The following is a 22,420-nucleotide window of genomic DNA, read 5'->3' as shown; positions in this document are numbered from 1 at the left end:
CGCACAGCCCAGCCCGGAGGTTCCGCGATGACGCTCCTCGCCGCCACGCGGTCCGAGTACACCAAGCAGTTCTCCACCGCCGGCTGGTGGGTCCTGGGGATCGTGCTCGTGGTCTACGTCGCCTTCACGTCCGGCGTCCTGGCGTTCGTGTTCGGCGGAGTGGCATCCGGTCGTCTCACCGGCGCCAGCGGACCCGCGCCCGCCACCGACGGCATCCCCGAGCTCGTGTACAGCTCGGCCACCGCCGTGGGGTACGTCTTCCCCCTGCTCATCGGCACGCTCATGGTGACGACGGAGTTCCGTCACAAGACCCTGACGCCGACCTTCCTCGCCACCCCCCGTCGCGGCGTCGTCCTGGTCGGCAAGTTCGTCGTCGGCATCCTGATCGGCCTTCTCTACGGCGTCCTGGGTTCGGCGGCCTCGATCGCGGCGGGGGCCGGGGTCCTGGGCTTCTTCGGGATCGACACCGCCCTGGGCTCGCCCGACACGTGGACCCTCGTCGGTCGCATGCTGCTCGCCTACGCGCTGTGGGCGCTGGTCGGCATCGGCGTCGGCACCGTCGTGCGCAACCAGGTCGCCGCGATCGTCATCGTGCTCGCCGTCACGCTCTTCGTCGAGCCGATCGTGCGCACGGTCGGCGGCGTCGTCGAGGGGTTCGCGGACGTCGTCAAGTGGTTCCCGAGTGCGGCGAGCGACGCTCTCGTGGGGCAGACGATCTTCGGTGCGATCGGATCGGGCGGCGGAGGGACCCTCGAGTGGTGGGCCGGCGGTCTGGTGCTGCTCGGCTACGCGGTGGTGCTGCTCGTGATCGGGCTGTTCACCACCTGGCGTCGCGACATCGACTGAACGCCCCGCGGGGGCGGAGCGCAGCCGCATTTGGCCCGCCCGCGCCGACCGGCGAGAATCAACCGTGCTCGATGGACCGGTGATCGCCGAGTGGCTGCCCGTGTCGGTGTCGGCGCTCCTGCTGCTGCTCGTGGCCGCCGGCGTGGCCGGGTGGGTGGACGCGGTGGTCGGCGGCGGCGGGCTCATCCAGCTGCCGGCGCTCGTGATCGCCGTCCCCAAGGACGTCGCGACGCCGTTCATCCTGGGCACCAACAAGCTCTCGTCGTTCTTCGGCACGCTCTCGGCGAGCGGGGTGTACCTCCGCAAGATCCGGGTGCAGCTCATCCTGCTGATCCCCCTCGTGGCCGGAGCGTTCGGCGGGTCGACGGTCGGGGCGGCGCTGTCGCGCTTCGTCCCGCGCGAGGTGCTCACCCCGATCGTGCTGGTCGCCGTCGTGGCCGTCGGCGTCTACACGCTGGTCAAGCCGAAGATGGGCCTGCATCACCAACCGCGTCACGACCGCCCCGCCGCGGTCGCCTGGCGGGCCGGGGCGATCGGTCTGCTCGTGGGGTTCTACGACGGCATCCTGGGTCCGGGGACGGGCTCGTTCTTCGTGATCCTCATCGTGGGCGTGCTGGGGTACGGCTTCCTGCAGGCGAGCGTCAACGCCAAGATCGCCAACCTCACCACGAACCTCGCGGCGCTGATCGTGTACGGGGTGCACGGCGAGGTCATCCTGGTGCTGGGCCTGGCGATGGCGGTGCTCAACATCACCGGCGGCTTCATCGGCGCCCACATGGCGACGCGGCGCGGCAGCGGCTTCGTGCGGATCGTGTTCCTCGTCACGCTGTCGCTGCTGGTCGTCAAGCTCGCGTGGGACACGATGGCGCAGTTCGCCGGCTGAGCGCGTCGTCCGCGCACCCGGTCGCGGCGCACGCTCGAGTGTCCAGAACACCCGGACGGCGCCGTGAAACGTCCGGGTGTCTTGGACACTCGAGAGGCGCAGCCCGGCAGGGTCCGACCCCCGCAGCCGCGCTCAGGCGACGATGTCGGCGACGTCCTCGGGTTCGGATGCCACATCCAGCCGCAGCGCCTTGAGCAGCGCGACGCCGTGCTTGGTGGTCAGCACCAGACGCTCGAACTCGTCGTGGCCCGCGAGGTCGATCACGACGCTGGGCTTGCGGCCGCGGATGATGACGAAGTCATCGCCGCCCGCGGACTTCCACGTCCCGGCGCCGACCACGACAGGCAGGTTGATACCGGGGTTGGGCACGCCGCGGATCCACGTCCAGGCATCGTCCGTCAGCTGCACGCGGTCGATGTGCTCACGGGGGACGACGATGTTGCTCTTGCGGAAGGACAGCGCACGCTCGGTCGGCGAGAGCACGACCTCGAGCTGCGTCGAATCGAGCAGCAGGGTCACCATGTCCTCCATCCTGCCAGCGTCCGCGACACCCCATCCGCCCCGCACCTCACAGGACGGCAACGATCGGGTCCCCGCCTCGGCCCGGGGCAACCCGGCCCCGATGTCGGAGCCGAGGGATAGCCTGGAGCGATGAGCACGGGCAGCGCTGCGCCGAGAGTCGCACCGGCCCGAGGCACCGACATCCACGACCTGGTCGCACGCGTCCGGGCGGGACTCCGCCCCGACGTCGACCAGACCGAGGCCCTGCTGGGCGCGCCCCTCGACGTGCTCCTGCCCGCCGCGTCGGCTTTGCGCGACGAGGGCCTCGCGCTCGCGGGCCGCCCGGGCGTCATCACCTACTCGCGCAAGGTGTTCGTGCCGCTCACGACGCTCTGCCGCGATCGCTGCCACTACTGCGTCTTCGTCGACACCCCCGGCCAGCTCGCCCTGCTGCGCAAGCCCGCGTACATGAGCCCCGAACAGGTGCTCACCGTCGTCCGACAGGGCCAGGCCCTCGGCTGCAAAGAGGCCCTGCTGACCCTGGGCGACCGCCCCGAGGAACGCTGGCCCGAGGCGCGCGCGTGGCTCGACGAGCACGGCTTCGCGTCAACCATCGACTACGTCGCGCACATCGCCCGGCTGATCACCGCCGAGACCGGCATGCTCGTGCACGCCAACCCCGGCGTGATGCACCCCGACGAACTCGCCGCGCTCCGGCCCGTCTCGCCCTCGATGGGCATGATGCTCGAGACGACGTCGCGGCGCCTGTACGAAGAGCCCGGCCAGGTGCACTTCGGTTCGCCCGACAAAGACCCCGCTCTGCGCCTGAGGGTGATCGACGACGCCGGGGCTGCCGGCATCCCGTTCACCACCGGGATCCTCGTGGGCATCGGCGAGACGGTGCGCGACCGCGCCGAGTCGCTCGTCGCCCTGCGCGACATCGACGAACGGCACGGTCACGTGCAAGAGGTGATCGTGCAGAACTTCCGCGCGAAGCCCCGCACCGCCATGCAGGGTGCGCCGGATGCCGACATGACCGAGTACCTCGCCGCGGTCGCCGTCGCGCGCCTGGTGTTCGGCCCCGACATGCGCATCCAGGTGCCGCCCAACCTGTCCGACCCCCGCGAGCTCGGGCTGCTGGTCGCGGCGGGTATCGACGACTGGGGCGGAGTGTCGCCCCTCACGGCCGACCACGTCAATCCCGAGCGCCCGTGGCCGCAGATCGACGACCTCTCCGCCCACACGGCCGCGCACGGCTACATGTTGCGCGAGCGCCTGACCGCGCACCCCGAGTACGTAACAGCGGCCGCGCGCTGGATCGACCCGGCGCTGCACGCTCCCCTGACGGCTCTGGCGGATGCCGAGGGCCTCGCGGCCGACGTCTCGCCCGCCGGGGCGCACGCGGCGCCTGCGCGCCGGAGCGCCGCCCCCGGCGCGAGCGACCCCGGCGTCCGCCGCCTCGCCGAGAGCGCCGCCGCCGACCCCCTGGCGCTCGACGACGCCGATTGGGAGCGCCTCCTGCGCGCGAGCGGGGCCGAGCTCGACGACCTCGCTGCCGCCGCCGACGACGCCCGGCGGTACACGGTCGGCGAGCCCGTCACCCTCGTACAGAACCGCAACCTCACCTCGAGCGGCTTCCGACGCGCCGGTCGCACCGCCCCCGGAGAGTTCGATCTCGACGACGCCACCGCCATCGCCGCGGATGCCGCCGACCTCGGCGCGACCGAGATCTGCATCCAGGGCTCGCTCGACGCCGCCGAAGACCCGGCCTCGTACCTCGACCTCGTGCGGGCCGTGAAGCGCGGGGCCCCCGGCATCCACATCCACGCGTATCGCCCCCTCGACGTGCGCGATCTCGCCGACCGCGGCGGCCTCGGCCTGGAGGGAGCCCTCGCCGCGATGCGCGACGCGGGCGTCGACACGGTGCCGGGCACGGGCGTCAAGGTGCTCAGCGAGCGCGTGCGCGCCCTCGTCGCCCCCGGTGACCTCGAGATCGATCGTTGGGTCGAGGGCATCACCGCGGCCCACCGCGCCGGGTTCCGCTCGACGTCGGTGCTGTTCTACGGTCACGTCGAGACCGCGGCCGAGCGCATCGCGCACCTGCGCCGCCTCCGAGCGATCCAGGGCGACACGGGCGGTTTCGCCGAGTTCGTCCCGATCCCCCTGCCCGGCGGCGACGTGCCGCTGGTCGCGGAGCGGGCTCCCCTCGACGAGCATCGCGCGATGGTCGCGGTGTCGCGGCTGCTGCTGTCCGGCAGCATCCCGCACGTGCAGATCCCCTGGACCCGGGTCGGACGCGCGAGCGCCGCAGTGCTGCTCCGCGCGGGCGGAGACGACCTGGGCGGAACGCTCTACGACGGCCGCGTCCTACCCGACACGGGCATCGAGCACGGGCAGGAGCTCCCGGTCGACGCGGCCGAGCGCATCGCGCGCAGCCTGATGCGCCCGTTCCGTCTGCGCACGACGGACTACCGCGTGGCACCGACGCCTCTGACACGGGGATCCCGATGACCGCGCGCATCGTCGACGTGGTCGTCGTCGGCGCGGGCTTCGCGGGGCTGGCGATGGCCGGTGCCCTGCGCCGAGCGGGGCGCGACGACATCCTCGTCCTCGAGCGCGCCGGCGACGTCGGCGGCACGTGGCGCGACAACACCTACCCCGGCGTCGCGTGCGACGTGCCGGCGCACCTCTACAGCCTCGCGGCGCACCCGAACCCCGACTGGTCGCGCACCTTCGCCTCGGGGAGCGAGATCCAGGGGTACCTGCGCGACGTCGCGGCCCGCGAAGGCCTCGGCGACCGTCTGCGCCTGCGCACGCCCCTCCTCGGAGCGCGGTGGGATGCCGACGACTCCGTCTGGCGCATCGACACCGGCGCCGAGTCCGTCATCGCGCGCTCGCTGGTCCTCGCGTGCGGCCGCCTCACCGAACCGCACGTCCCCGCCATCTCGGGGCTCGAGTCCTTCGACGGGCCGTTGTTCCACTCCGCGCGTTGGAACCACGACGTCGACCTCACCGGAAAGCGGGTCGCCGTCGTCGGCACCGGCGCCAGTGCCGTGCAGCTCGTCCCCGAGCTCGCCCGCCGGGCCGCCCACGTCACCCTCTTCCAGCGCACGCCCGCGTGGATCGTGCCGCGCGGCGGCGGCGACATCCCGCCGGCCGAGCGCGAACGCCTCGCCGCGCATCCGGGCGAGCTGGCGCGCCTGCGCGCCGATCTGTACGCCGAGGGAGAGCAGCGCTTCGCCTCGCGCTCGGGGGATGCCGTGGCATCCGCCGCCGCCCGCGACGCCGCGCTGCGGCACCTGCACGCGCAGGTCGCCGACCCGGCGCTGCGCCGGTCGCTCACCCCCGACTACGCGTTCGGGTGCAAGCGCGTCCTGCTGTCGGACGCGTTCTATCCCGCCGTCGCCTCGGACGCGGTGTCGCTCGAGCCCACGGCCCTCATCACCGTCGAGGGCTCGACCCTCACCGCGGCGAGCGGCGCCCGCCATCGGGCCGACGTCCTCGTGCTCGCCACCGGCTTCGCCGCGGCCGAGCAGCCCTACGCCGACCTCGTCCACGGCGAGAGCGACACCCTCGCCGCGCACTGGTCGCGGGGCATGACGTCGTTCGGCTCGACCGTGGTCGCGGGCTTCCCCAACCTGTTCGTCCTGAACGGCCCCAACGCGAGCCTCGGCCACAATTCCGCCGTCCTCATGGCCGAGGAGCAGGCGGCCTACGTCGTGCGCACCCTCGCCGAACGCGACCGGCGGCCCTCGCGCGTGCTGCGCGTGCGGCCCGAAGCCGAGGCGGCGTACACCGACGAGATCGCCGCGGCCGCGGCATCCACCCCCTGGCTGACCGGGGGATGCCGCAACTGGTACGTCGACGCGCGCTCGGGGCGGCTCACGCTGCTGTGGCCGGGCACCGTCCAGGCGTTCCGCGAACGACTGACCGGCGCCGACGGAGCCGAGTTCGAACCCGCGCACACCCCCGTGCGCGGCTGTGAGGTTGGAGGAGAGAGATGAGCGTTCCCCTGCGTTTCGGCTACAAGGCCTCGAGCGAGCAATTCGGGCCGAACGAGCTGCTGGAGTTCGGCGTGCTCGCCGAAGAGGTCGGTTTCGATTCCGTCTTCCTCTCTGACCACCTGCAGCCGTGGATGCACGACGGCGGACACGCCCCCAACGCCCTGCCGTGGCTGGGTGCCCTCGGCGCCCGCACCTCGCGGGTCATCATCGGCACGAGTGTGCTCACCCCCACGTTCCGCTACCACCCCGGCGTCATCGCCCAGGTGTTCGCCACCCTCGGCGTCATGTACCCCGGCCGCGTCGTCCTGGGCGTCGGGACGGGCGAGGCGCTCAACGAGGTCACCCTCGGGCTGGACTGGCCCGAGCCGCCCGAGCGCTTCCAGCGCCTCAAAGAGGCCATCACCATCATCAACGAGCTGTGGGCCGACGAGCGCGTCACCTACGAGGGCACGTACTACTCGGTGAAGGATGCCACCATCTACGACCGTCCCGCGCAGAAGGTGCCGATCTACATCGGCGCCTCGGGCCCCGCGGCCACGCGCCTGGCCGGCCGCATCGCCGAGGGCTACATCACCACGAGCGGCAAGGACCCCGAGCTCTACACCGACAAGCTGCTGCCCGCCCTCGACGACGGACTCTCCAAAGCCGGGCGCACGCGCGACGACGTCGACACGCTCATGGAGGTCAAGGTCTCGTACCACCCCGACCACGACACCGCCCTCGAGAAGACGCGCTTCTGGGCCCCGCTCGCCCTCACGGCCGAAGAGAAGATGAGCGTGCACGACCCCATCGAAATGCAGCGGCTCGCGAACGAGCTGCCGATCGAGCGTGCGGCATCCCGCTTCATCGTGTCGACCGATCCCGACGAGCACGTCGAACGCATCGCGCGCTACGTCGACCTGGGGTTCCGGCACCTGGTGTTCCACGACCCCGGCCACGACCAGCGCGAGTTCCTGCACATGTACGGCGACGAGATCCTGCCGCGCCTGCGCAAGCGCTTCGGCTGACGCCCGGTCAGGCGGACCAGCATGTTCCGGCCGAGCGGCACGCCGGTGCCGCGCTCCGGAGAATCGGCGCGTCCGGCGCACGTTTCGTCGCCAGGCGCTACCCCCAGCAGGAATTGTCCGGAGTCCGGCACACAATGGAAGCGATGAGAACCCCTGACACCTCCGGCTGGACGATCATCGTCCCGGTCAAACCCGCCGCCGTCGGCAAGTCGCGCCTGATCGACGTGGGCACCGACCGCGAGGCGCTCGCCCGCGCGATCGCGCTCGACACGATCACCGCTGCGGCGGCCGCCGACCGTGTGACCCGGGTGATCGTCGTCACCGACGACGCCGGGGTCCGCGCCGAGCTCCGGCGCGTGCGCTCCGTCGACGTCGTCCCCGAGGGCGACACCCGCGGACTCGACGCCGCGATCGCCCTGGGCGCCGACGCCGCGGGTCTCGGTGTGCCGCGGGCCGCACTGCTGGGCGATGTCCCGGCCCTGCGTCCCGCCGATCTCGACGCCGCGCTCGCGCTCGCGGCATCCGTCGAACGGGGTCTGGTTCCGGATGCCGAGGGCACCGGCTCCACCTTCATCACCGCCCGCGCGGGAGCCGTCTGGGTCTCGGCGTTCGGCGAGGACTCCGCCGCGCGCCACCGTCTGCTCGGCTGCACCGACCTCGCGGTCGAGCGCGGCTCGACGCTGCACCGCGACGTCGACACCGCCGCACAGCTATCGGAGGCCGTGGCCCTGGGGGTCGGGCGACACACCTCCGCGGTGCTGGCCTCGGCCGCCGCCTGACGCGTCGCGGCGTCCGGTGGCGTTGCCGCGCCTTCGCGCGGGTGGCGGCGGGTGGCGTTGCCGCGCCTTCGCGCGGATGGCGGCGGTCGGCCTTCGCGCGGGCCTCGCCGAGAGCCCGGGCATCCGCCGACGCCACCGAGCTCGGAGAAACGCGCGAAACTCGGACATTCGCACGCGCAACATCCGAGCTTCGCGCGAAAGTCCGAGCCGGCGACCGCCAGCCCGGGACCGCGGCGCCCCGCGCCGGCCGACGCTCAGGCGCGGGCGCACCCCACACCCCACCATTAAACTCGAAGAAACGCGCGAAACTCGGACATTCCCACGCGCAACATCCGCGTTCCGCGCGAAAGTCCGAGACGACGACCGTCAGCCCGGGACCGCGGCGCCCCGCGCCGGCCGACGCTCAGGCGCGGGCGCACCCCAGACCACACCACCGAACTCGGAGAAACGCGCGAAACTCGGACATTCTCGCGCGCAACATCCGAGTTCCGCGCGAAGGTCCGAGCCGGCGACGCCGAGCGCCCGCACACGACGCCCGCGCGGCACCGGTCAGCGTGCCCGGGCGCCTCTACGCCCGCAGCGCCGCCTCGGCGATCGCCGCGGACGTCTCCTCGTCGCGCATCCACAGCGGCGTCACCACGGCGCGCATACCCGCCACCTCGACCTCGGCCGCCGCGTCCGCGTCCTCCTCGGCGAGCAGCCACGCGTCGAGCACCCCGTCCGCCGATCGCGAGCCGTAGTGCCGGGCCACGGCCACGGCCGAGGTCTCGACGCCGATCGCCGTCAGACACACGTCCGCCATGCCACGCACGACCCGTCCGCCGATGATCGGCGAGACGCCCACCACCCGGGCCGCGGTCGCCCGCAGCGCTTCGCGCACGCCCGGCACCGCCAGGATCGGGCCGATCGACACGACCGGATTCGACGGAGCGAGCAGCACGACGTCGGCCGAGGCGATGGCCTCCTGCACGCCGGGCGCCGGCACGGCATCCGTGATTCCCGGGTTCTCGAACGCCCGGGGAGTCAGCTGCGCGCGATGGCGCGTCCACCACTCCTGGAAGTGCATCCGCCGACCGTCCTCCAGCAGCACGTGCGTGTCGACCTCACTGTCGGTCATCGGCAGCAGATGGATGCCGAGCCCCCACCGCTCCCCCATGCGGGCGATCACGTGGGTCGGCGTCAGCCCCTCGCGCAGCCAGCCGGTGCGGGCGAGGTGGGTGCCCAGGTCGAGGTCGCCGAGCGTGAACCACGGCCAGCCGGCGCCCCACGCCTGGAGTTCCTCGTTGACGCGTTCGGTGTCGCCCGCGCGGCCCCACCCGCGCTCGGTGTCGTTCACCCCGGCGAGAGCGTAGGTGATCGAGTCGACGTCGGGCTGCAGACGAACCCCGGAGAGCCACAGGTCGTCGCCGGTGTTGACGACGACGGTCGCCTCGGGCGCGCCAAGCCGGCGCAGCGCGGCGCGAACGCCGAGAGTGAACTTCGACCCCCCGACTCCACCGGCGAGAACCACGACACGGGGCTGGGGAGGACGCATTGGTTCAGTCTTTCACCCTGTGGAGGGACGTGAGAATGTTCACATCTTCCCTCCGACGGAGGTGAGCGCGACTGCCATCACCCGAGTGACAGATCTCCTCTCCTCTCGTGACGCCGGGGCGGCGATCGCCCGTATCGAGCAGCAGGTGGCCGAGGCGCAGGTGCGTGCCGCGCAGGCGCAGCAGGTGCAGGTGGGCATCGGCCTGGAGCAGTGTTGACTCAACTATCAGGCGGCAACTGGGTCGTCGTGAAGAGGATCCCGTGAGCAGTCAACTCGGTTGCCAGATCTGCCTGACCCACTCTGGAAAGCCTTATCAACCCAGGTTTGTCCTGGCCACTTCGCCGTCGGATCTTCTGTACAGATGCGATTTCTGTGCAACATGGTGGATAGGCACACAGCGGTACCAAAACCCGGTGACAGCAAGCGAAGCTCAAGAAGCATTCCCGGAGGCCTTCGAAAATGACCGATAATCCTCGAAACGTGCTTGAGATCGCCCTGGTGCGAGGGCGCGAGAATCTCTTGAACATGCAGACAATCCTTTGGGTTTTCGCATCGAGCACCATCTACGTTCCGAGCGGAACCGAACCCGGTGAAAACATGACGAATTTCCAGCCGGTTCTATTCGAACGCGACGGTACCCAAATGGTGGCCTGCTACTCAGAGCTGGATCGGGGTAACGGAATTCAAGATCTCGCCCCCTACATGGTGACGATGACTGGACTGAAACTCCTCACCGGCGTCCCAAGCGATCAGGGTATCGTCCTGAACGCGGGCTCCACGATCGGTTTCGATATCGCACCTAAGGGCATCTCTGCTATTCGAACCGAGATTGGCGTGTGACGGGCACGATTCCGCGCTAATTCAGTTTTCGACGCCGCGAGCCGAACGTGCCGGCCGGTCCCGCGAAGACATTGGAAGGCCCCCGCACTCGGATCAGCATGTGACTTAGCCAGCTCCATTTACTTCCTAGCCGTCACGAACGTGGCCCGGATGGCGCGGCGATTATCTCGACCATCAAACGTAGACGTGCGTTATCTGAGAGCTGAAGTGCGCGAGATAACCTTCGAAGAACTTTGCGGCATCCTCCGCGAGGAGTTCGGTTCGGCTCCCGTGTCCAGCCCCGATCACCCGCACGTCGGCGACGGGGACCCTGTCCTGGGCACTCTCGTCCTCGTGAACGAGAGATTGACCGGATTTGCCGTCGGGACGCAGGAGCGCGGACAGTGGGCCGAACTCGCGCGGTTCGATTCGGAATCGGACGCGTGCGCCTTTGCGCTGGATTCGATTCGTAAAAGCCGCCGACCGGGTGCGCGTCTCGGTGCAGCGGAAAGAGCCGCATCCGAACGGATCACCCGCGAAACGGATGAAGCCCTGCGACGTTCGCTCGGCTTGTAGGCACGTCCGCCAGCACACAAAGGGAAGGAGGAGCCGCCGATGCCCGATGCTGCCGAGGCCGCGCGAAGGTTCTTGAGCGCTCTCGAGAAGTTGCCCGCTCACACCGGGATCGTCTTCCACGGCCTCCCGTACATCCCCCAGCTCGCACCTGCCCGGTGGACCCGAGGCGTCACCGCCACGAGCAAGGACCCGCGCATCGCGACCGAAAACCTCTCGAACCCCGCGATCGCCGCCATCGTTAGCCGCACAGGACTCGAGATCGCGGCCTTCTCCGCCCACCCCGCGGAGCAGGAGGTCGTCCTGCCTCCCGAGTCGTCCTTCTCGAGGTCGCGCGCATCAGTCTCCCCGACGGCCGTCCCGTGGTGATCGTCGAACAACTCGCCGAGCACGATCCGACCTGCGACCTCCCGCCGACTCTCAACGACCTGATTACTCTGGCGAACGACGTAGTGAGGTCGGCGCAAGCCCTCGAGCCGGCACCGGTCACCACCCCGGGTAGATTCGTCGAACCACTCTTCTTCCTCGACGACCGCGCCGCAGAGAACTCGAGCACCTCCTGAGCGAGGTGGACGGCGCGCCACCGCAGAGCACAACGCCGAGGGAGCGGTGGGTTGGCTCGGTGAGCTCAGGGAAGGACGAAGCATGACCCTCGACACCGCCCTCACCGCCTACATCTGGGCCGACGACTCCGCCATCCCCGGCCGGCATCCCGAGGCCGTCCCCGATCGAGCCCTTCGCACCCACGTCGAGGGCCTGATCGACCGGATGGATGCCGTCACCCCCGGCGACGACGCGACAGACCTGGCCGCGTGGGCTGACCGCACCGTCCGCGCGCTCGTCGCAGAGCGCGATGACGTGGGCGAAGCCGGCATCCGGGAACTCTCCGCTCTCCTCAGCTGGACGTGGCGCTGATCTCAGACCTGACCACGCGGGCACGGCTGCCACGTCGCGCGACGGCGCCGAGGTGCCATCGACATCGGCCACCACGCCACGAGTCTCGAGAACAGCGGCGAGAAGGTGGACGGCGCGGGGCGTGCGGGGAGCATGACTCCAGCCTTCCGGCCGCACCTGCCCCGCGCATCATCGCGAAGGACGAAACGTATCCATCGCGAGGATGATCCCTACTGCGCGAGCAGCGTCGGATCCAGCGCCTCCGCGGCTGCCTTCGCCGCGACCGGCAGCGCCTCGAGCACGCGGTCGAGGGCGACGTCGTCGTGCGCCGCGGTGAGGAACCACGCTTCGAACACGCTCGGCGGCAGCGAGACACCGGCATCCAGCATCGCGTGGAAGAACGGGGCGTACCGGTACGACTGCTGCGTGAGGGCCGTGGCGTAGTCGCGGGGCACCTCGGGCAAGAAGGCGACGCCGAACAGCGATCCCGCGCGCGGCACGGCGTGCACGACGCCCTCGGCGGTCAGGGCGTCGTCGAGCGCGTCGGCGATGCGCGCGGCCGACGCATCGACCGCGGCGTACACCTCGGGCGTCGCCAGGCGCAGCGTCGCGAGGCCCGCGGCGACGGAGAGCGGGTTCCCCGACAGCGTGCCCGCCTGGTACACCGGGCCCAGCGGCGCGAGGTGGTCCATGATCTCGGCGCGACCGGCGAGGGCCGCGAGCGGCATCCCTCCGCCGATGACCTTGCCGTACGTGAGGATGTCGGGCAGGTACCGCTCGCCCCGCGAGGCCTGCAAGCCCCAGAACCCGGCGGGGTGCACGCGGAACCCGGTGAGCACCTCGTCCATGATCAGCAGCGACCCGTTGGCGTGCGCGATGTCGGCGAGCGCGGCGTTGAAGCCGGGCAGCGGCGGCACCACGCCCATGTTCGCCGAGGCGGCCTCGACGATGATCGCGGCGATGTTCTCGCCGTGCACGGCGAACACCTCGCGCACCGCGTCGAGGTCGTTGTAGGGCAGCACGAGCGTCTGCGCGGCAATCGGCGCGGGAACGCCCGCCGAGCCGGGTAGGGCGAGCGTCGCGACGCCCGAGCCGGCGGCGGCCAGCAGGCCGTCGGAGTGGCCGTGGTAGTGCCCCGCGAACTTGATGAGCAGGTCACGACCGGTCACCCCGCGCGCGAGGCGGATCGCCGTCATCGTCGCCTCGGTGCCGGTCGACACCAGGCGCACCTTCTCGATCGGCTTCAGGTCGCCCACCTGCACGCGCTGCGCGACGAGGTCGGCCAGCTCCACCTCTGCCCCCGTGGGAGCGCCGAAGGACAGACCCCGGGATGCCGCCGACTGCACCGCCCCGACCACCTCGGGGTGCGCGTGGCCGAGAAGTGCCGGTCCCCACGAGGCGACCAGGTCGACGTACTCGCGACCCGCGGCATCCGTGATCCGAGGTCCCGAGGCGGACTGGACGAACCGCGGCGTGCCGCCGACGGACCCGTACGCGCGGACGGGCGAGTTGACGCCGCCCGGGATGACGTCCTTGGCGCGGGCGAACCACTGGTCGTTGAGATCGGTCATGGCATCCATTCTTCCGGGCGCGCGCGGGTATCGGCTCCGCGTAGGGCGCACTCACCCGCGTGAGTCACGGGGATCCGTCGCCTCCGAGGTGATCGAGGCGACACATACCCACCGGGCGAGGAATCGGGCTTACAGCTCCTCGCGGAGCCAGCGGGCGGCCTCGAGGGCCCAGTACGTCAGGATCGCGTCGGCGCCGGCGCGACGGATGCCGAGCAGGCTCTCGAGGATCGCACCGCGCCGGTCGATCCAGCCGTGGGCCGCAGCCGCCTCGACCATCGCGTACTCGCCCGACACCTGGTACGCCCACACGGGGACGTCGACCGAGGCCTTCACGTCGGCGAGCACGTCGAGGTACGGCAGCGCCGGCTTGACCATGACCACGTCGGCACCCTCTTCGACGTCCAGGAGCGCTTCGCGCACGCCCTCGCGGCCGTTGCCGGGGTCGAGCTGGTACGAGCGACGGTCGCCCTTCAGCTGCGAGTCGACGGCCTCGCGGAAGGGGCCGTAGAAGGCACCGGCGTACTTGGCGGAATAAGCCAGGATCAGCGTGTCGGTGAAGCCCTCGGCATCCAGCGCCTCGCGCACCGCACCGACCTGGCCGTCCATCATCCCCGACAGGCCGAGCATCGCCGAGCCGGCGCGCGCCTGCGCCAGGCCCATCGCCGTGTAGCGCTCGAGGGTGGCGTCGTTGTCGACGCTGCCGTCGGCCTGCAGGACTCCGCAGTGACCGTGGTCGGTGAACTCGTCCAGGCACAGGTCGGTCTGCACGACCAGCGCGTCGCCCACCTCGGCCACGACCGCCTCGGTGGCGCGGTTCAGGATGCCGTTCGGATCGTCGGCGCCCGACCCCACCGCGTCGCGCACCTCGGGCACGCCGAACAGCATGACCCCGCCGATGCGCTGTTCGGCGGCCTCGGCGACCGCACGACGCAGTGAGTCCATCGAGTGCTGCACGATCCCCGGCATCGATCCGATCGGGCTCGGCTCGGTGATGCCCTCGCGCACGAACATCGGCAGCACCAGCTGCGACGGCACGAGGTGCGTCTCGCGGGCGAGGCGACGGACGGCGGGGGTGCGGCGCAGGCGCCGCGGGCGGTGCTCGGGGAAGCTCATGGGGTCGATTCGTCGATGGAGAGGGGGAAGCGGGCGACCGCGTCGATGAGGGAGTCGACGGTCTGGGTCTCGGCCACGACGTCGACGCCGAGTCCGGCGCGCTTGGCGTCTTTCGCGGTGCGCGGGCCGATGGCGGCGATGACGGTGGATGCCGGGATCTCGGGGAACTGCTCCACCACCTGCTCGGCGACCGAACCGCTGGTCACGAGGATGGCGTTGATGCGGCCCGAGTGCACGTCGGTGGCGATCTTGTCGGTCACCGGGACGCCGACCGTGCGATAGGCGACGACGCTGCGCACGTCGTGACCGGCCTCGATGAGCAGCCGCGTCAGCACGGGCTTGGCGATCTCGCTGCGCAGGGTCAGCACCTTGCGGGGCTGCGTCTCGAGCGCGATCATCTGCTCGGCCATGCCCTGGGCGGAGTTGTCGCGCTCGGGCACGAGGTCGACGCGGTAGCCGACGGCCTGCATCGCCGCCGCCGTGGTCTCGCCCACGACCGCGACCTTCGTCTCGGCGGGGATCTCGGCCTTGTACGCGTAGAGGACGTCGACGGTGGTGGCGCTGGTGAGCGTGAGCCAGTCGAACGCGCCCGCGGCCAGGTCGGCGAGGGCCTCGTCGAGGGTCGCCTGATCGTTCGTCGGCGCGAAGTTGATCAGCGGCGCGATGACCGGAACGGCCCCGAGCTGCCGCAGGCGCGCGGCGACGCCGTCGCCCCAGGGACCCCCGCGCGGCACGAGGACGCGCCGCCCCGCGAGGGGCTTGGGCACGCTGCCCGTGGTCGGGTTCGGCGTGTGCCAGTGGCCTTCATTCATGTGGTCGACTCTCGTGGTACCAGGTCGGCCGCCCCGCGTTCGAGCAACCGACGCGCGGCTTCTCGGCCCGCTCGCGTCGCTCGCGCGATCGGCCCCCCGTCGTCGGCAGCATTCGCCCCATTGCCACTGCCCGTTTCCCCACCATACCCCGGGGACAGACGCACGGTCCGGTCTATTCCGATCCGCTGGCTCCCGTCGAGGGCGTAGACGACCGCCCGCAGGCGCAGATCACCGTCGACCAGCGCGGCGTGGGTGCCCACGGGCGCGCTGCATCCGGCATCCAGGGCATTGAGGACGACGCGCTCGGCGGTGATCGCCACGCGCGTTTCCTCGTCGTCGAGCGCGGCGAGGGCCGCGTGGATCTCGTGGGCGATGTCGTCCCGGGTCTCGACCGCGAGGGAACCCTGGCCCGGCGCCGTCGGCCACTCGGCCAGCCCCAGCGCCTCGGCGTGCAGGCCGCCCAGGTCGCCGCCCAGGCGCGAGATGCCCGCGGCGGCGAGGATGACGGCATCCAGTTCTCCCTCGCGCACGCGCGCGAGCCGCGAGTCGACGTTGCCGCGGATGTCGCGGATGTCGAGGCGCGGGTTGTGGCGACGGGCCTGCGCGATACGACGCGGAGAACCCGTTCCCACGCGCGAACCCGGCGCGAGGGCTCCCAGCGGCGTGCCATCGCGGGTGACGACGACGTCGCGCGCGTCCTCGCGGGGCGGGGTCGCGGCGATCACCAGGCCCTCCGGCTGCACCGTCGGCAGGTCTTTGAGCGAGTGCACGAGGAAGTCGCAGCGGTCGGCGGCGAGCGCCTCGCGCAGACCGTTCGCGAACACGCCGCGCCCGCCCAGCTGCGACAGCGACGCGCGGTTGACGTCGCCCTCGGACACGATCGGCACCAGTTCGACCGGACGACCGGATGCCGCGGCGACCGCGTCGGCCACCATCTGCGACTGCGCCATCGCCAGGGTGCTGCGACGCGTACCGAGCCGCAGAGGCGCCGTCACTGGAGGATCTCGGGGATCTCGTCGAGCGTGACGAGACGGCCGGTGTAGAACGGCACCTCCTCGCGCACGTGGCGTCGGGCCTCGGTATAGCGCAGGTCGCGCATCATGTCGACGAGGTCGGTGAGGACGTCGGACTCCATCGGCAGCAGCCACTCGTAGTCGCCGAGGGCGAAGGATGCCACGGTGTTCGCGATCACGCCGCGGTACTCGGAGCCCTTCTTGCCGTGCTCGATGAGCATGTCGCGGCGCTCGGCCTCGGGCAGCAGGTACCACTCGTAGCTGCGCACGAAGGGGTACAGGCACAGCCACTGCTTCGCGTCGATGCCGCGCAGGAAGCCGGGAACGTGCGAGCGGTTGAACTCGGCGTCGCGGTGCACGCCCATCGCGTTCCACGTCGGCAGCAGGTTCTTGAGCACCTCGGTGCGGCGCAGGCGCCGCAGGTCGCGCTGGAGCGCCTGGGGGTCTTCGCCGTAGAGCCAGACCATCAGGTCGGCGTCGGCGCGCAGACCGCTGACGTCGTAGAACCCGCGGACGGTGACGCCGTCGGCCTCGATCAGCGAGACGAGGTCGGCGAGCTCGGTCGCCTCGGAGGCGGTGACGGGGTTCTCGGGATCGCGGCGGAAGACCGCCCACAGCGTGTACACGGAAGAGGAGCTGTCATCGGACATGACTCCTAGTCTCGTCCGGTCGCCGCGACGGGCCAAACCGGTTGACTCGCCGCCGAACCACCCCTCGCGTCAGGAAAGGCACCCGGGCATGACGAAGCGGCCCGCCCCGGCGAGGGGGACGAGCCGCTCCGAGCCTTCTCAGCGCGTGTAGGCGCGGACGATGCCCCAGACGGCGACGCCCACGAGGGCGGCGACACCGGCGACGACCGCCGCGGCGGCGGCGGGGTTCTTCTGCGCCTTCGCGCGCACCTCGTGCACTTTGCGGTCGACGGTCTCGCTCGCGCGACGCGGGATGTTCGCCTTGACCTCGAGAGCCGCCAGAGCGGCCTTGAGCTCGGCGCGGGCCGACTCGACGGGGTCGGTGATCCCGAGCGGCACGGCCGTGCGGGGCACGGGGACGGGTCGATCAATACTCATCGCGGGCCTCCTTGACGATGCGGACGTCTTCGGCGATGGCCTTGCCGGGGTTCTCGCGGTTCGACAGCTTCTTGAACCGCAGGTAGCCCAGCAGCGCCAGGATCGCCGTGATCACCACCATCACGCCGAACACCACGAGCGCCGACAGCCACACGGGCCACCAGGACGACAGCCCCGCGATGACGAACGCGAAGAACACCGGAATGGCCCAGAAGAGCACGATCAGGGCGCCGACGAACCAGCCGGCGCCGATCCCGGCGTCCTTCGCCGTGCGCTGCGCCCACGCCTTCGCCCCGTTGATCTCGGCGACAACGAGGTTGCGCACGAGCTCGGGGATGTCGCCGATCAGCGTGAACAGACTGTCGTCGGAGCGATCGCGGAATCCGCGCGGAGTGGTCATGCGGTCAGCTCCCGGACGCGTCGGAAGCGCTCTGGGCGGCCTTCGCACGCGTGGTGGCGGTCTTCTCGGCGCGCTTGGCGTCGTCGACGGAGTCCTCGACCACGTCGGCGACCTCGTGGGCCGACTGCTTGGCGGCGCGTCCCGCGCGCTCGGCGCGCTCCTGCACGGTGCCGGACTGCGACGCGGCGCCCGTGACGGACTTCGCGCCCTTCCACACCACGCCGGGAACGGACTTGAGGGCCGAGACGCCGAACGCCTTGACCTTCTCGACCTGTCCCTGGACGACGGGCTGGTCCCAGACCTTCCCGGCCTGGGTCTTGATCTGCTCGTACCGCTGGCGGCCGGCGCGTGCTCCGAGCACGTAGCCCGCCACGAGTCCGACGACGAGTGCTGCTTTGCCCCTCATGGGGTCTCCTCACGCTCGATCGAGTGGGTCGAGTCTCACAGTAGTCATGTATGCCGTCTCGGGCATCCGCCCTTGACAGCGTGACGCAGACGGGCGACCCGTCCCGGTCAGCCGCGCCAGAGCGCCGCGCTGCGGACGCGGTCGGCTTCGTCGCGCGCGTCCGGGATCACCTGCGCGAGACCCGTGCCCGAGACCCAGGCCCCCGTGACGCCCAGACCGGGAACCGCGCGCACCGCACCGCGGGCGGCAGCCGTCACCGCGGCCCGACCGATGGTCGCCGCCGGCTGGGATTGCACGTACCGCGAACGGTGACTGTCTCTCAGAGCGGATGCCGACAACTCCACGCCCAGCATCGCCGAGGCCTCGGCGAGCGCGAGGCGGGCCGCGGCGGCGTCGTCGAGGGACGCGGTGGCGGGCTCTTCACCCTGCGCCCCGAACGACACGCGCACGACGTGGACGCCGGGCTCGGTGGCATCCCGCACCCACTCCCATTTGGCACTCGAGTGCGTCAGCGCCTTGGCGACGTGGCTGCCGGGCACGGTGAGCACACCGGTCCCCCGCGGGGCGGCGTCGAGCTCGGGCGCGTTCACCACGAGTGTCACCACTTCGACCACCGGGGCGACCGGTTCGCCCTCGTCGAGGCCCGGGACGACGGGAGCCAGCAGCGCCCGCGCCGGACCCTCGGGAAGGGCGACGACGACCGCGCGAGCGGCGATCGGATCGGCGTCGGCCGAGGTCGAGACGCTCCAGCCGTCGTCCGTGCGTTGCAGGCCCTCGGCGCGGACGCCCGGGCGCAGGTCGGCACCGGCGTCGATCAGTCCGGTCACGAGCGCGTCGACCAGGCGCGACATGCCACCCGCGATCCCCTCGACCGCTCCACCGGGCGCGGGCGCCTGGGGAGCCGCACCCGCGGCGACCGGGACGTCCGAGGCCGGGGCGTCGGCGGGACGCGTCGAGGCGCGTCGCGCGCGCAGCTCGGCCACGGCCCCGGTCAGCGACCCGGTGCGCGTCAGCGCCGCGTTCAGGCCCGGGGCGGCTAGGTCGACGTCGATGTCGTCGGGCCGCGCCGAGTAGACGCCGCTGGTCACCGGGGCGACCAGGCGATCGAGCACGCGCGCGCCCAGGCGCGAGCGCACGAGCTTTCCGAGGCTCAGCGTGTGGCCGATGGTCAGCGGCGGCCGCAGGCGGTCGACGTAGGCGCGCCATGCACCCGACCAGCCGATGATGCGGCGCACGGCGGGGTCGAAGGGATTGTCCGGGATGCCGAGCACCCCGCCCTTCGGCAGGGGCGCCGCACCGACCCCGGGGACGCCCGCGACCCACGCTCCCGCGGGGTTCGGGGTCACGACGGCGTCGGCCAGGCCGAGCTCGCCGAGGAGGCCGCGCACGATGCCGCCGCGGGTCGCGTAGCTCTCGGCGCCCACGTCGAGGACGATGCCGCCGACCTCGGCCGTGCGCAGGACGCCGCCGAACACGTCGGACGCCTCGAGCACGGTCACCTGCAGGCCCACCTTGGCGCACTCGCGCGCGGCGATCAGGCCCGAGACCCCGCCGCCGACGACGACGACACGGGTCTCGTGCGCGTGCTGGATCAGGCGGTCGAGGGGCTCGCTCACTCGCCCTCCCCGTGGACGTGCGCCACGATGCGCGTCAGCTGGTCGGGATCGGTGTCGGGCGGAACGCCGTGGCCGAGGTTGAGCACGTGCGCGCGCGCCGCTCGACCGCGGGCGAGCACGTCGTCGACGTGGGCTCGCAGCACCGGCCACGGGGCGCCCAGCAGCGCGGGGTCGATGTTGCCCTGCAGGGTCGTGTCGGGGCCGACGATCGCCGCGGCCTCGTCGAGCGGCATCCGCCAGTCCACTCCCACCGCGTCGGCGAGCCCGCCCAGGCGCATCTCGTCGAGGAAGGCGCCGGTGCCCACGCCGAAGTGGATGCGGGGAACCTCGATGCCCTCGAGCGCCGCGGTCGAGTGCGGCGCGATGAACTCGCGGAACGTCGCCGTCGACAACGACCCGGCCCACGAGTCGAACAGCTGCACGGCCTGGGCGCCGCCCTCGATCTGGGCGTCGAGGAACGCGCGCGACACCTTCGCCAGCCAGCCGGCCAGGCGGTGCCACGACTGCGGGTCGGCGTGCATCATGCCGCGGGCGCGCAGGTGCTCCTTGGACGGGCCGCCCTCGACCAGATACGCCGCGAGGGTGAAGGGGGCGCCGGCGAAACCGATCAGCGGCACCCGGTCGCTCAGCTCCGCGGTCACGCGGCGAGCGGCCTCGCGCACGGGCTCTGCGGCCGCGGCGACCTCGGCCGGGTCGATCGCCGTGACGCGGGCCACGTCGTCGGCCGTGCGCACGGGGTCGGCGAACACCGGACCGCGACCGGGTTCGATGACGACGTCGACACCGGCCAGACGCAACGGCACGACGATGTCGCTGAAGAAGATCGCGGCATCCACGTCGTGACGACGGATGGGCTGCAGCGTGATCTCGGCGGCGAGATCGGGGGTCAGGCACGCGTCGAGCATGCGCGTGCCCACGCGCAGCTCGCGGTACTCGGGGAGCGAGCGCCCCGCCTGCCGCATGAACCACACCGGCTGACGCTCGGGGCGGTCGCCTCGGAGGGCGCGGAGAAGGGGAGCGTCGAGGGAGGCCATGGCATCCATCCTCCCATCCGCGTCCTGTGAGACAGGAGGGGCGGCACCGTCCCGAGCCGTCGGAGAACGGATGCCTTGATGTCGAAGGGCCGCCCGGAATACCCCGAGGTGGCCGGGCGTAGAATATGAGCGTGTTGTTGTGCGTCAGCGCGAGTCACAAGACCGCGCCCTTCGAGCTCCTCGAGCGGCTCAGCGTACCCCGCACCCCCGTCGCCCCCCTGATCGCCGAGCACGACGAGTGCGTGCAGGGCGCCGTCGTCGTCGCCACGTGCAACCGCTTCGAGGCCTACGTCGACATGGACGAGCCCGTCACCGCCGCCGTGGCCCTGGGCATCGATGCCACGCTCTCGGCCATCGAGGCCGCCACCGGCGTCCCCGCCGCCGAGCTCGAGGGCTCGTACACCGTGCTGGGCGGCGACGACGTGGCCGAGCACCTGTTCTCGGTGGCATCCGGTCTCGAATCCGTCGTCGTCGGCGAGGGCGAGATCGCCGGCCAGGTGCGTCGCGCGCTGACCGAGTCGCGTCAGCTGGGCACGACCTCGGCCGAGCTCGAGCGCCTCTTCCAGCGCGCCTCCGAGGCGCAGCGCGGCGTCAAGAACTCCACCGCCATCGGCCGCGCGGGCCGCTCGCTCGTGCGCCTGGGCCTCGAACTGGCCGACAGCCGCATCGCCGACTGGTCCACGCAGCGCGTGCTGCTGGTGGGCACCGGTGCGTACGCCGCCGCCACGGTCGCCGCGCTCCGCGACCAGGGCGCCGAGGACATCTCGGTGCACTCCCCCTCGGGCCGCGCGGCGAAGTTCGCCGCCAAGCACGGCCTGCGCGCGGTGTCGGCCGAGACCTTCCCCGCCGCCGTGGCGCACGCCGACCTCGTGATCACCTGCACCACGAGCGAGAACCACGTCGTCAGCGCCGCGACCTACGCCGCGGGACGCACGGGTTCCGAGACGACGGCCGCGGCCGGCTGCCCGGTCGACCACACCGGACGCCGCCTGATCATCGACCTGGGCCTGCCCCGCAACGTCGACCCCGACGTCGCGACCGTCCCGGGCGTCGACCTGCTCGACCTCGAGACCATCCGCCTGCACGCCCCGCTCGAGGAGCTGCAGGCGACCGACGCGGCGCGCGACCTCGTGCGCGACGCCGCCAAGCGCTTCGCCTCGGTCGGCGAGCGCAAGAACATCACCCCCGCGGTCGTGGCGCTGCGCGCCCACGTCTTCGGCGTTCTCGACACCGAGGTGGCCCGCGTGCGCGCCCGCGGCGACGAGGGCGGGCAGACCGAGCAGGCGCTGCGCCACCTGGTCGGCGTGCTGCTGCACACCCCCACGACGCGCGCGCACGAGCTGGCCGAGTCAGGTCGCGCCGACGACTACATCGACGCGCTGTCCGCGCTGTTCGGCATCGAGGTCGCGGACCCCGCCGCCCCCGCGCTCCCGCGCGACATCGCCGACGCCGGCTGAGCGGGCGTCGCGCGGTCGCCCCGCCGCGTCGTGCCGACCCGCGAGACTGCACCCCGCTGACGACTCGGCGACAGGATGTCGCCGACTTGTC

At 71.7% G+C, this 22,420-nt stretch carries 25 protein-coding genes; 13 read left to right on the top strand and 12 right to left on the bottom strand.

Annotated elements, in window-relative coordinates:
- Nucleotides 1-846, top strand: an 846-nt coding sequence (locus DBR36_RS08620; RefSeq protein ID WP_258222656.1) for an ABC transporter permease, incomplete at its 5' end; no start/stop codon positions are given.
- Between the two features lie 64 nt (nt 847-910).
- The gene (locus DBR36_RS08615; protein ID WP_108318553.1) at nt 911-1,729 is read left to right on the top strand and encodes a TSUP family transporter; all 819 of its coding nucleotides are present in this window, start codon (nt 911-913) and stop codon (nt 1,727-1,729) included.
- A 132-nt stretch (nt 1,730-1,861) separates the two neighbouring features.
- Here the strand turns inward: DBR36_RS08615 and DBR36_RS08610 are convergent, their stop codons facing one another.
- Nucleotides 1,862-2,251: a hypothetical protein gene (locus DBR36_RS08610; protein WP_108318551.1), complete on the bottom strand. Its 390-nt coding sequence runs from the start codon at nt 2,249-2,251 to the stop codon at nt 1,862-1,864.
- Nucleotides 2,252-2,380: 129 nt separating this feature from the next.
- On the opposite strand from DBR36_RS08610, the gene cofG reads away from it, so the two are divergent.
- From cofG to cofC, 4 genes are all read left to right on the top strand, one after another.
- Nucleotides 2,381-4,741, top strand: coding sequence for a 7,8-didemethyl-8-hydroxy-5-deazariboflavin synthase CofG (gene cofG / locus DBR36_RS08605; protein ID WP_108318549.1), 2,361 nt, complete (start codon nt 2,381-2,383; stop codon nt 4,739-4,741).
- Nucleotides 4,738-6,234 carry an NAD(P)/FAD-dependent oxidoreductase gene (locus DBR36_RS08600; RefSeq protein WP_181373535.1) on the top strand — a complete coding sequence of 499 codons (1,497 nt, stop codon included), beginning with the start codon at nt 4,738-4,740 and terminating at the stop codon, nt 6,232-6,234. Before cofG ends, DBR36_RS08600 begins: the two co-directional genes overlap by 4 nt.
- The gene (fgd, locus tag DBR36_RS08595) at nt 6,231-7,241 is read left to right on the top strand and encodes a glucose-6-phosphate dehydrogenase (coenzyme-F420) (protein ID WP_108318547.1); all 1,011 of its coding nucleotides are present in this window, start codon (nt 6,231-6,233) and stop codon (nt 7,239-7,241) included. Before DBR36_RS08600 ends, fgd begins: the two co-directional genes overlap by 4 nt.
- A gap of 143 nt (nt 7,242-7,384) precedes the next feature.
- Nucleotides 7,385-8,020, top strand: a complete 636-nt coding sequence (gene cofC / locus DBR36_RS08590; RefSeq protein WP_108318559.1) for a 2-phospho-L-lactate guanylyltransferase — start codon at nt 7,385-7,387, stop codon at nt 8,018-8,020.
- A gap of 568 nt (nt 8,021-8,588) precedes the next feature.
- On the opposite strand, the gene cofD is transcribed toward cofC, so the two are convergent.
- Nucleotides 8,589-9,554 carry a 2-phospho-L-lactate transferase gene (cofD, locus tag DBR36_RS08585; protein ID WP_108318545.1) on the bottom strand — a complete coding sequence of 322 codons (966 nt, stop codon included), beginning with the start codon at nt 9,552-9,554 and terminating at the stop codon, nt 8,589-8,591.
- Nucleotides 9,555-9,639: 85 nt separating this feature from the next.
- Between cofD and DBR36_RS18300 the strand changes: the two genes are divergently transcribed.
- The 6 genes from DBR36_RS18300 (at nt 9,640) to DBR36_RS08560 (ending at nt 11,861) form a co-directional block, all read left to right on the top strand.
- Nucleotides 9,640-9,771 (top strand): hypothetical protein, encoded by a 132-nt coding sequence (locus tag DBR36_RS18300; protein WP_258222654.1) that lies wholly within the window; start codon nt 9,640-9,642, stop codon nt 9,769-9,771.
- Nucleotides 9,772-10,034: 263 nt separating this feature from the next.
- Nucleotides 10,035-10,394, top strand: coding sequence for an SseB family protein (locus tag DBR36_RS08575; protein ID WP_181373534.1), 360 nt, complete (start codon nt 10,035-10,037; stop codon nt 10,392-10,394).
- 186 nt (nt 10,395-10,580) lie between these two features.
- On the top strand, nt 10,581-10,949 hold the full coding sequence (locus DBR36_RS17330; protein WP_146185287.1) for a hypothetical protein: 369 nt from the start codon (nt 10,581-10,583) through the stop codon (nt 10,947-10,949).
- 39 nt (nt 10,950-10,988) lie between these two features.
- A complete protein-coding gene (locus tag DBR36_RS08570) occupies nt 10,989-11,315 on the top strand; it encodes a hypothetical protein (RefSeq protein WP_108318538.1) in 327 nt (108 codons plus the stop codon).
- A complete protein-coding gene (locus tag DBR36_RS08565) occupies nt 11,309-11,509 on the top strand; it encodes a hypothetical protein (protein ID WP_108318537.1) in 201 nt (66 codons plus the stop codon). The genes DBR36_RS08570 and DBR36_RS08565 overlap by 7 nt, the downstream gene beginning before the upstream one ends.
- Before the next feature lie 82 nt (nt 11,510-11,591).
- Entirely contained in the window at nt 11,592-11,861 is a 270-nt protein-coding gene (locus DBR36_RS08560; protein ID WP_108318535.1) for a hypothetical protein, read from the top strand.
- 209 nt (nt 11,862-12,070) lie between these two features.
- Here the strand turns inward: DBR36_RS08560 and hemL are convergent, their stop codons facing one another.
- From hemL to hemE, 10 genes are all read right to left on the bottom strand, one after another.
- Nucleotides 12,071-13,411 (bottom strand): glutamate-1-semialdehyde 2,1-aminomutase, encoded by a 1,341-nt coding sequence (hemL, locus tag DBR36_RS08555; protein ID WP_108318533.1) that lies wholly within the window; start codon nt 13,409-13,411, stop codon nt 12,071-12,073.
- A 129-nt stretch (nt 13,412-13,540) separates the two neighbouring features.
- Nucleotides 13,541-14,524: a porphobilinogen synthase gene (hemB, locus tag DBR36_RS08550; protein WP_108318531.1), complete on the bottom strand. Its 984-nt coding sequence runs from the start codon at nt 14,522-14,524 to the stop codon at nt 13,541-13,543.
- Nucleotides 14,521-15,336, bottom strand: coding sequence for a uroporphyrinogen-III synthase (locus DBR36_RS08545; RefSeq protein ID WP_108318529.1), 816 nt, complete (start codon nt 15,334-15,336; stop codon nt 14,521-14,523). The genes hemB and DBR36_RS08545 overlap by 4 nt, the downstream gene beginning before the upstream one ends.
- Entirely contained in the window at nt 15,333-16,331 is a 999-nt protein-coding gene (gene hemC, locus DBR36_RS08540; RefSeq protein ID WP_108318527.1) for a hydroxymethylbilane synthase, read from the bottom strand. The genes DBR36_RS08545 and hemC overlap by 4 nt, the downstream gene beginning before the upstream one ends.
- Nucleotides 16,328-16,999 carry a hydrogen peroxide-dependent heme synthase gene (hemQ, locus tag DBR36_RS08535; protein ID WP_108318525.1) on the bottom strand — a complete coding sequence of 224 codons (672 nt, stop codon included), beginning with the start codon at nt 16,997-16,999 and terminating at the stop codon, nt 16,328-16,330. The genes hemC and hemQ overlap by 4 nt, the downstream gene beginning before the upstream one ends.
- Nucleotides 17,000-17,137: 138 nt before the next feature.
- Nucleotides 17,138-17,416 (bottom strand): hypothetical protein, encoded by a 279-nt coding sequence (locus DBR36_RS08530; protein WP_108318523.1) that lies wholly within the window; start codon nt 17,414-17,416, stop codon nt 17,138-17,140.
- On the bottom strand, nt 17,406-17,816 hold the full coding sequence (locus tag DBR36_RS08525; RefSeq protein WP_108318521.1) for a phage holin family protein: 411 nt from the start codon (nt 17,814-17,816) through the stop codon (nt 17,406-17,408). Before DBR36_RS08525 ends, DBR36_RS08530 begins: the two co-directional genes overlap by 11 nt.
- A gap of 4 nt (nt 17,817-17,820) precedes the next feature.
- Entirely contained in the window at nt 17,821-18,222 is a 402-nt protein-coding gene (locus DBR36_RS08520; protein WP_181373533.1) for a hypothetical protein, read from the bottom strand.
- A gap of 107 nt (nt 18,223-18,329) precedes the next feature.
- The gene (gene hemG, locus DBR36_RS08515) at nt 18,330-19,838 is read right to left on the bottom strand and encodes a protoporphyrinogen oxidase (RefSeq protein WP_108318519.1); all 1,509 of its coding nucleotides are present in this window, start codon (nt 19,836-19,838) and stop codon (nt 18,330-18,332) included.
- Nucleotides 19,835-20,872 carry a uroporphyrinogen decarboxylase gene (hemE, locus tag DBR36_RS08510; RefSeq protein WP_108318517.1) on the bottom strand — a complete coding sequence of 346 codons (1,038 nt, stop codon included), beginning with the start codon at nt 20,870-20,872 and terminating at the stop codon, nt 19,835-19,837. The genes hemG and hemE overlap by 4 nt, the downstream gene beginning before the upstream one ends.
- 131 nt (nt 20,873-21,003) lie before the next feature.
- Between hemE and DBR36_RS08505 the strand changes: the two genes are divergently transcribed.
- The gene (locus DBR36_RS08505; protein WP_108318557.1) at nt 21,004-22,329 is read left to right on the top strand and encodes a glutamyl-tRNA reductase; all 1,326 of its coding nucleotides are present in this window, start codon (nt 21,004-21,006) and stop codon (nt 22,327-22,329) included.
- The last annotated feature ends 91 nt before the right edge of the window (nt 22,330-22,420 follow it).

The organism is Microbacterium sp. HMWF026 (assembly GCF_003061325.1).
Taxonomy (GTDB): Bacteria; Actinomycetota; Actinomycetes; order Actinomycetales; family Microbacteriaceae; genus Microbacterium; species Microbacterium testaceum_E.
This window is presented reverse-complemented; position numbering and strand designations above follow the sequence as displayed.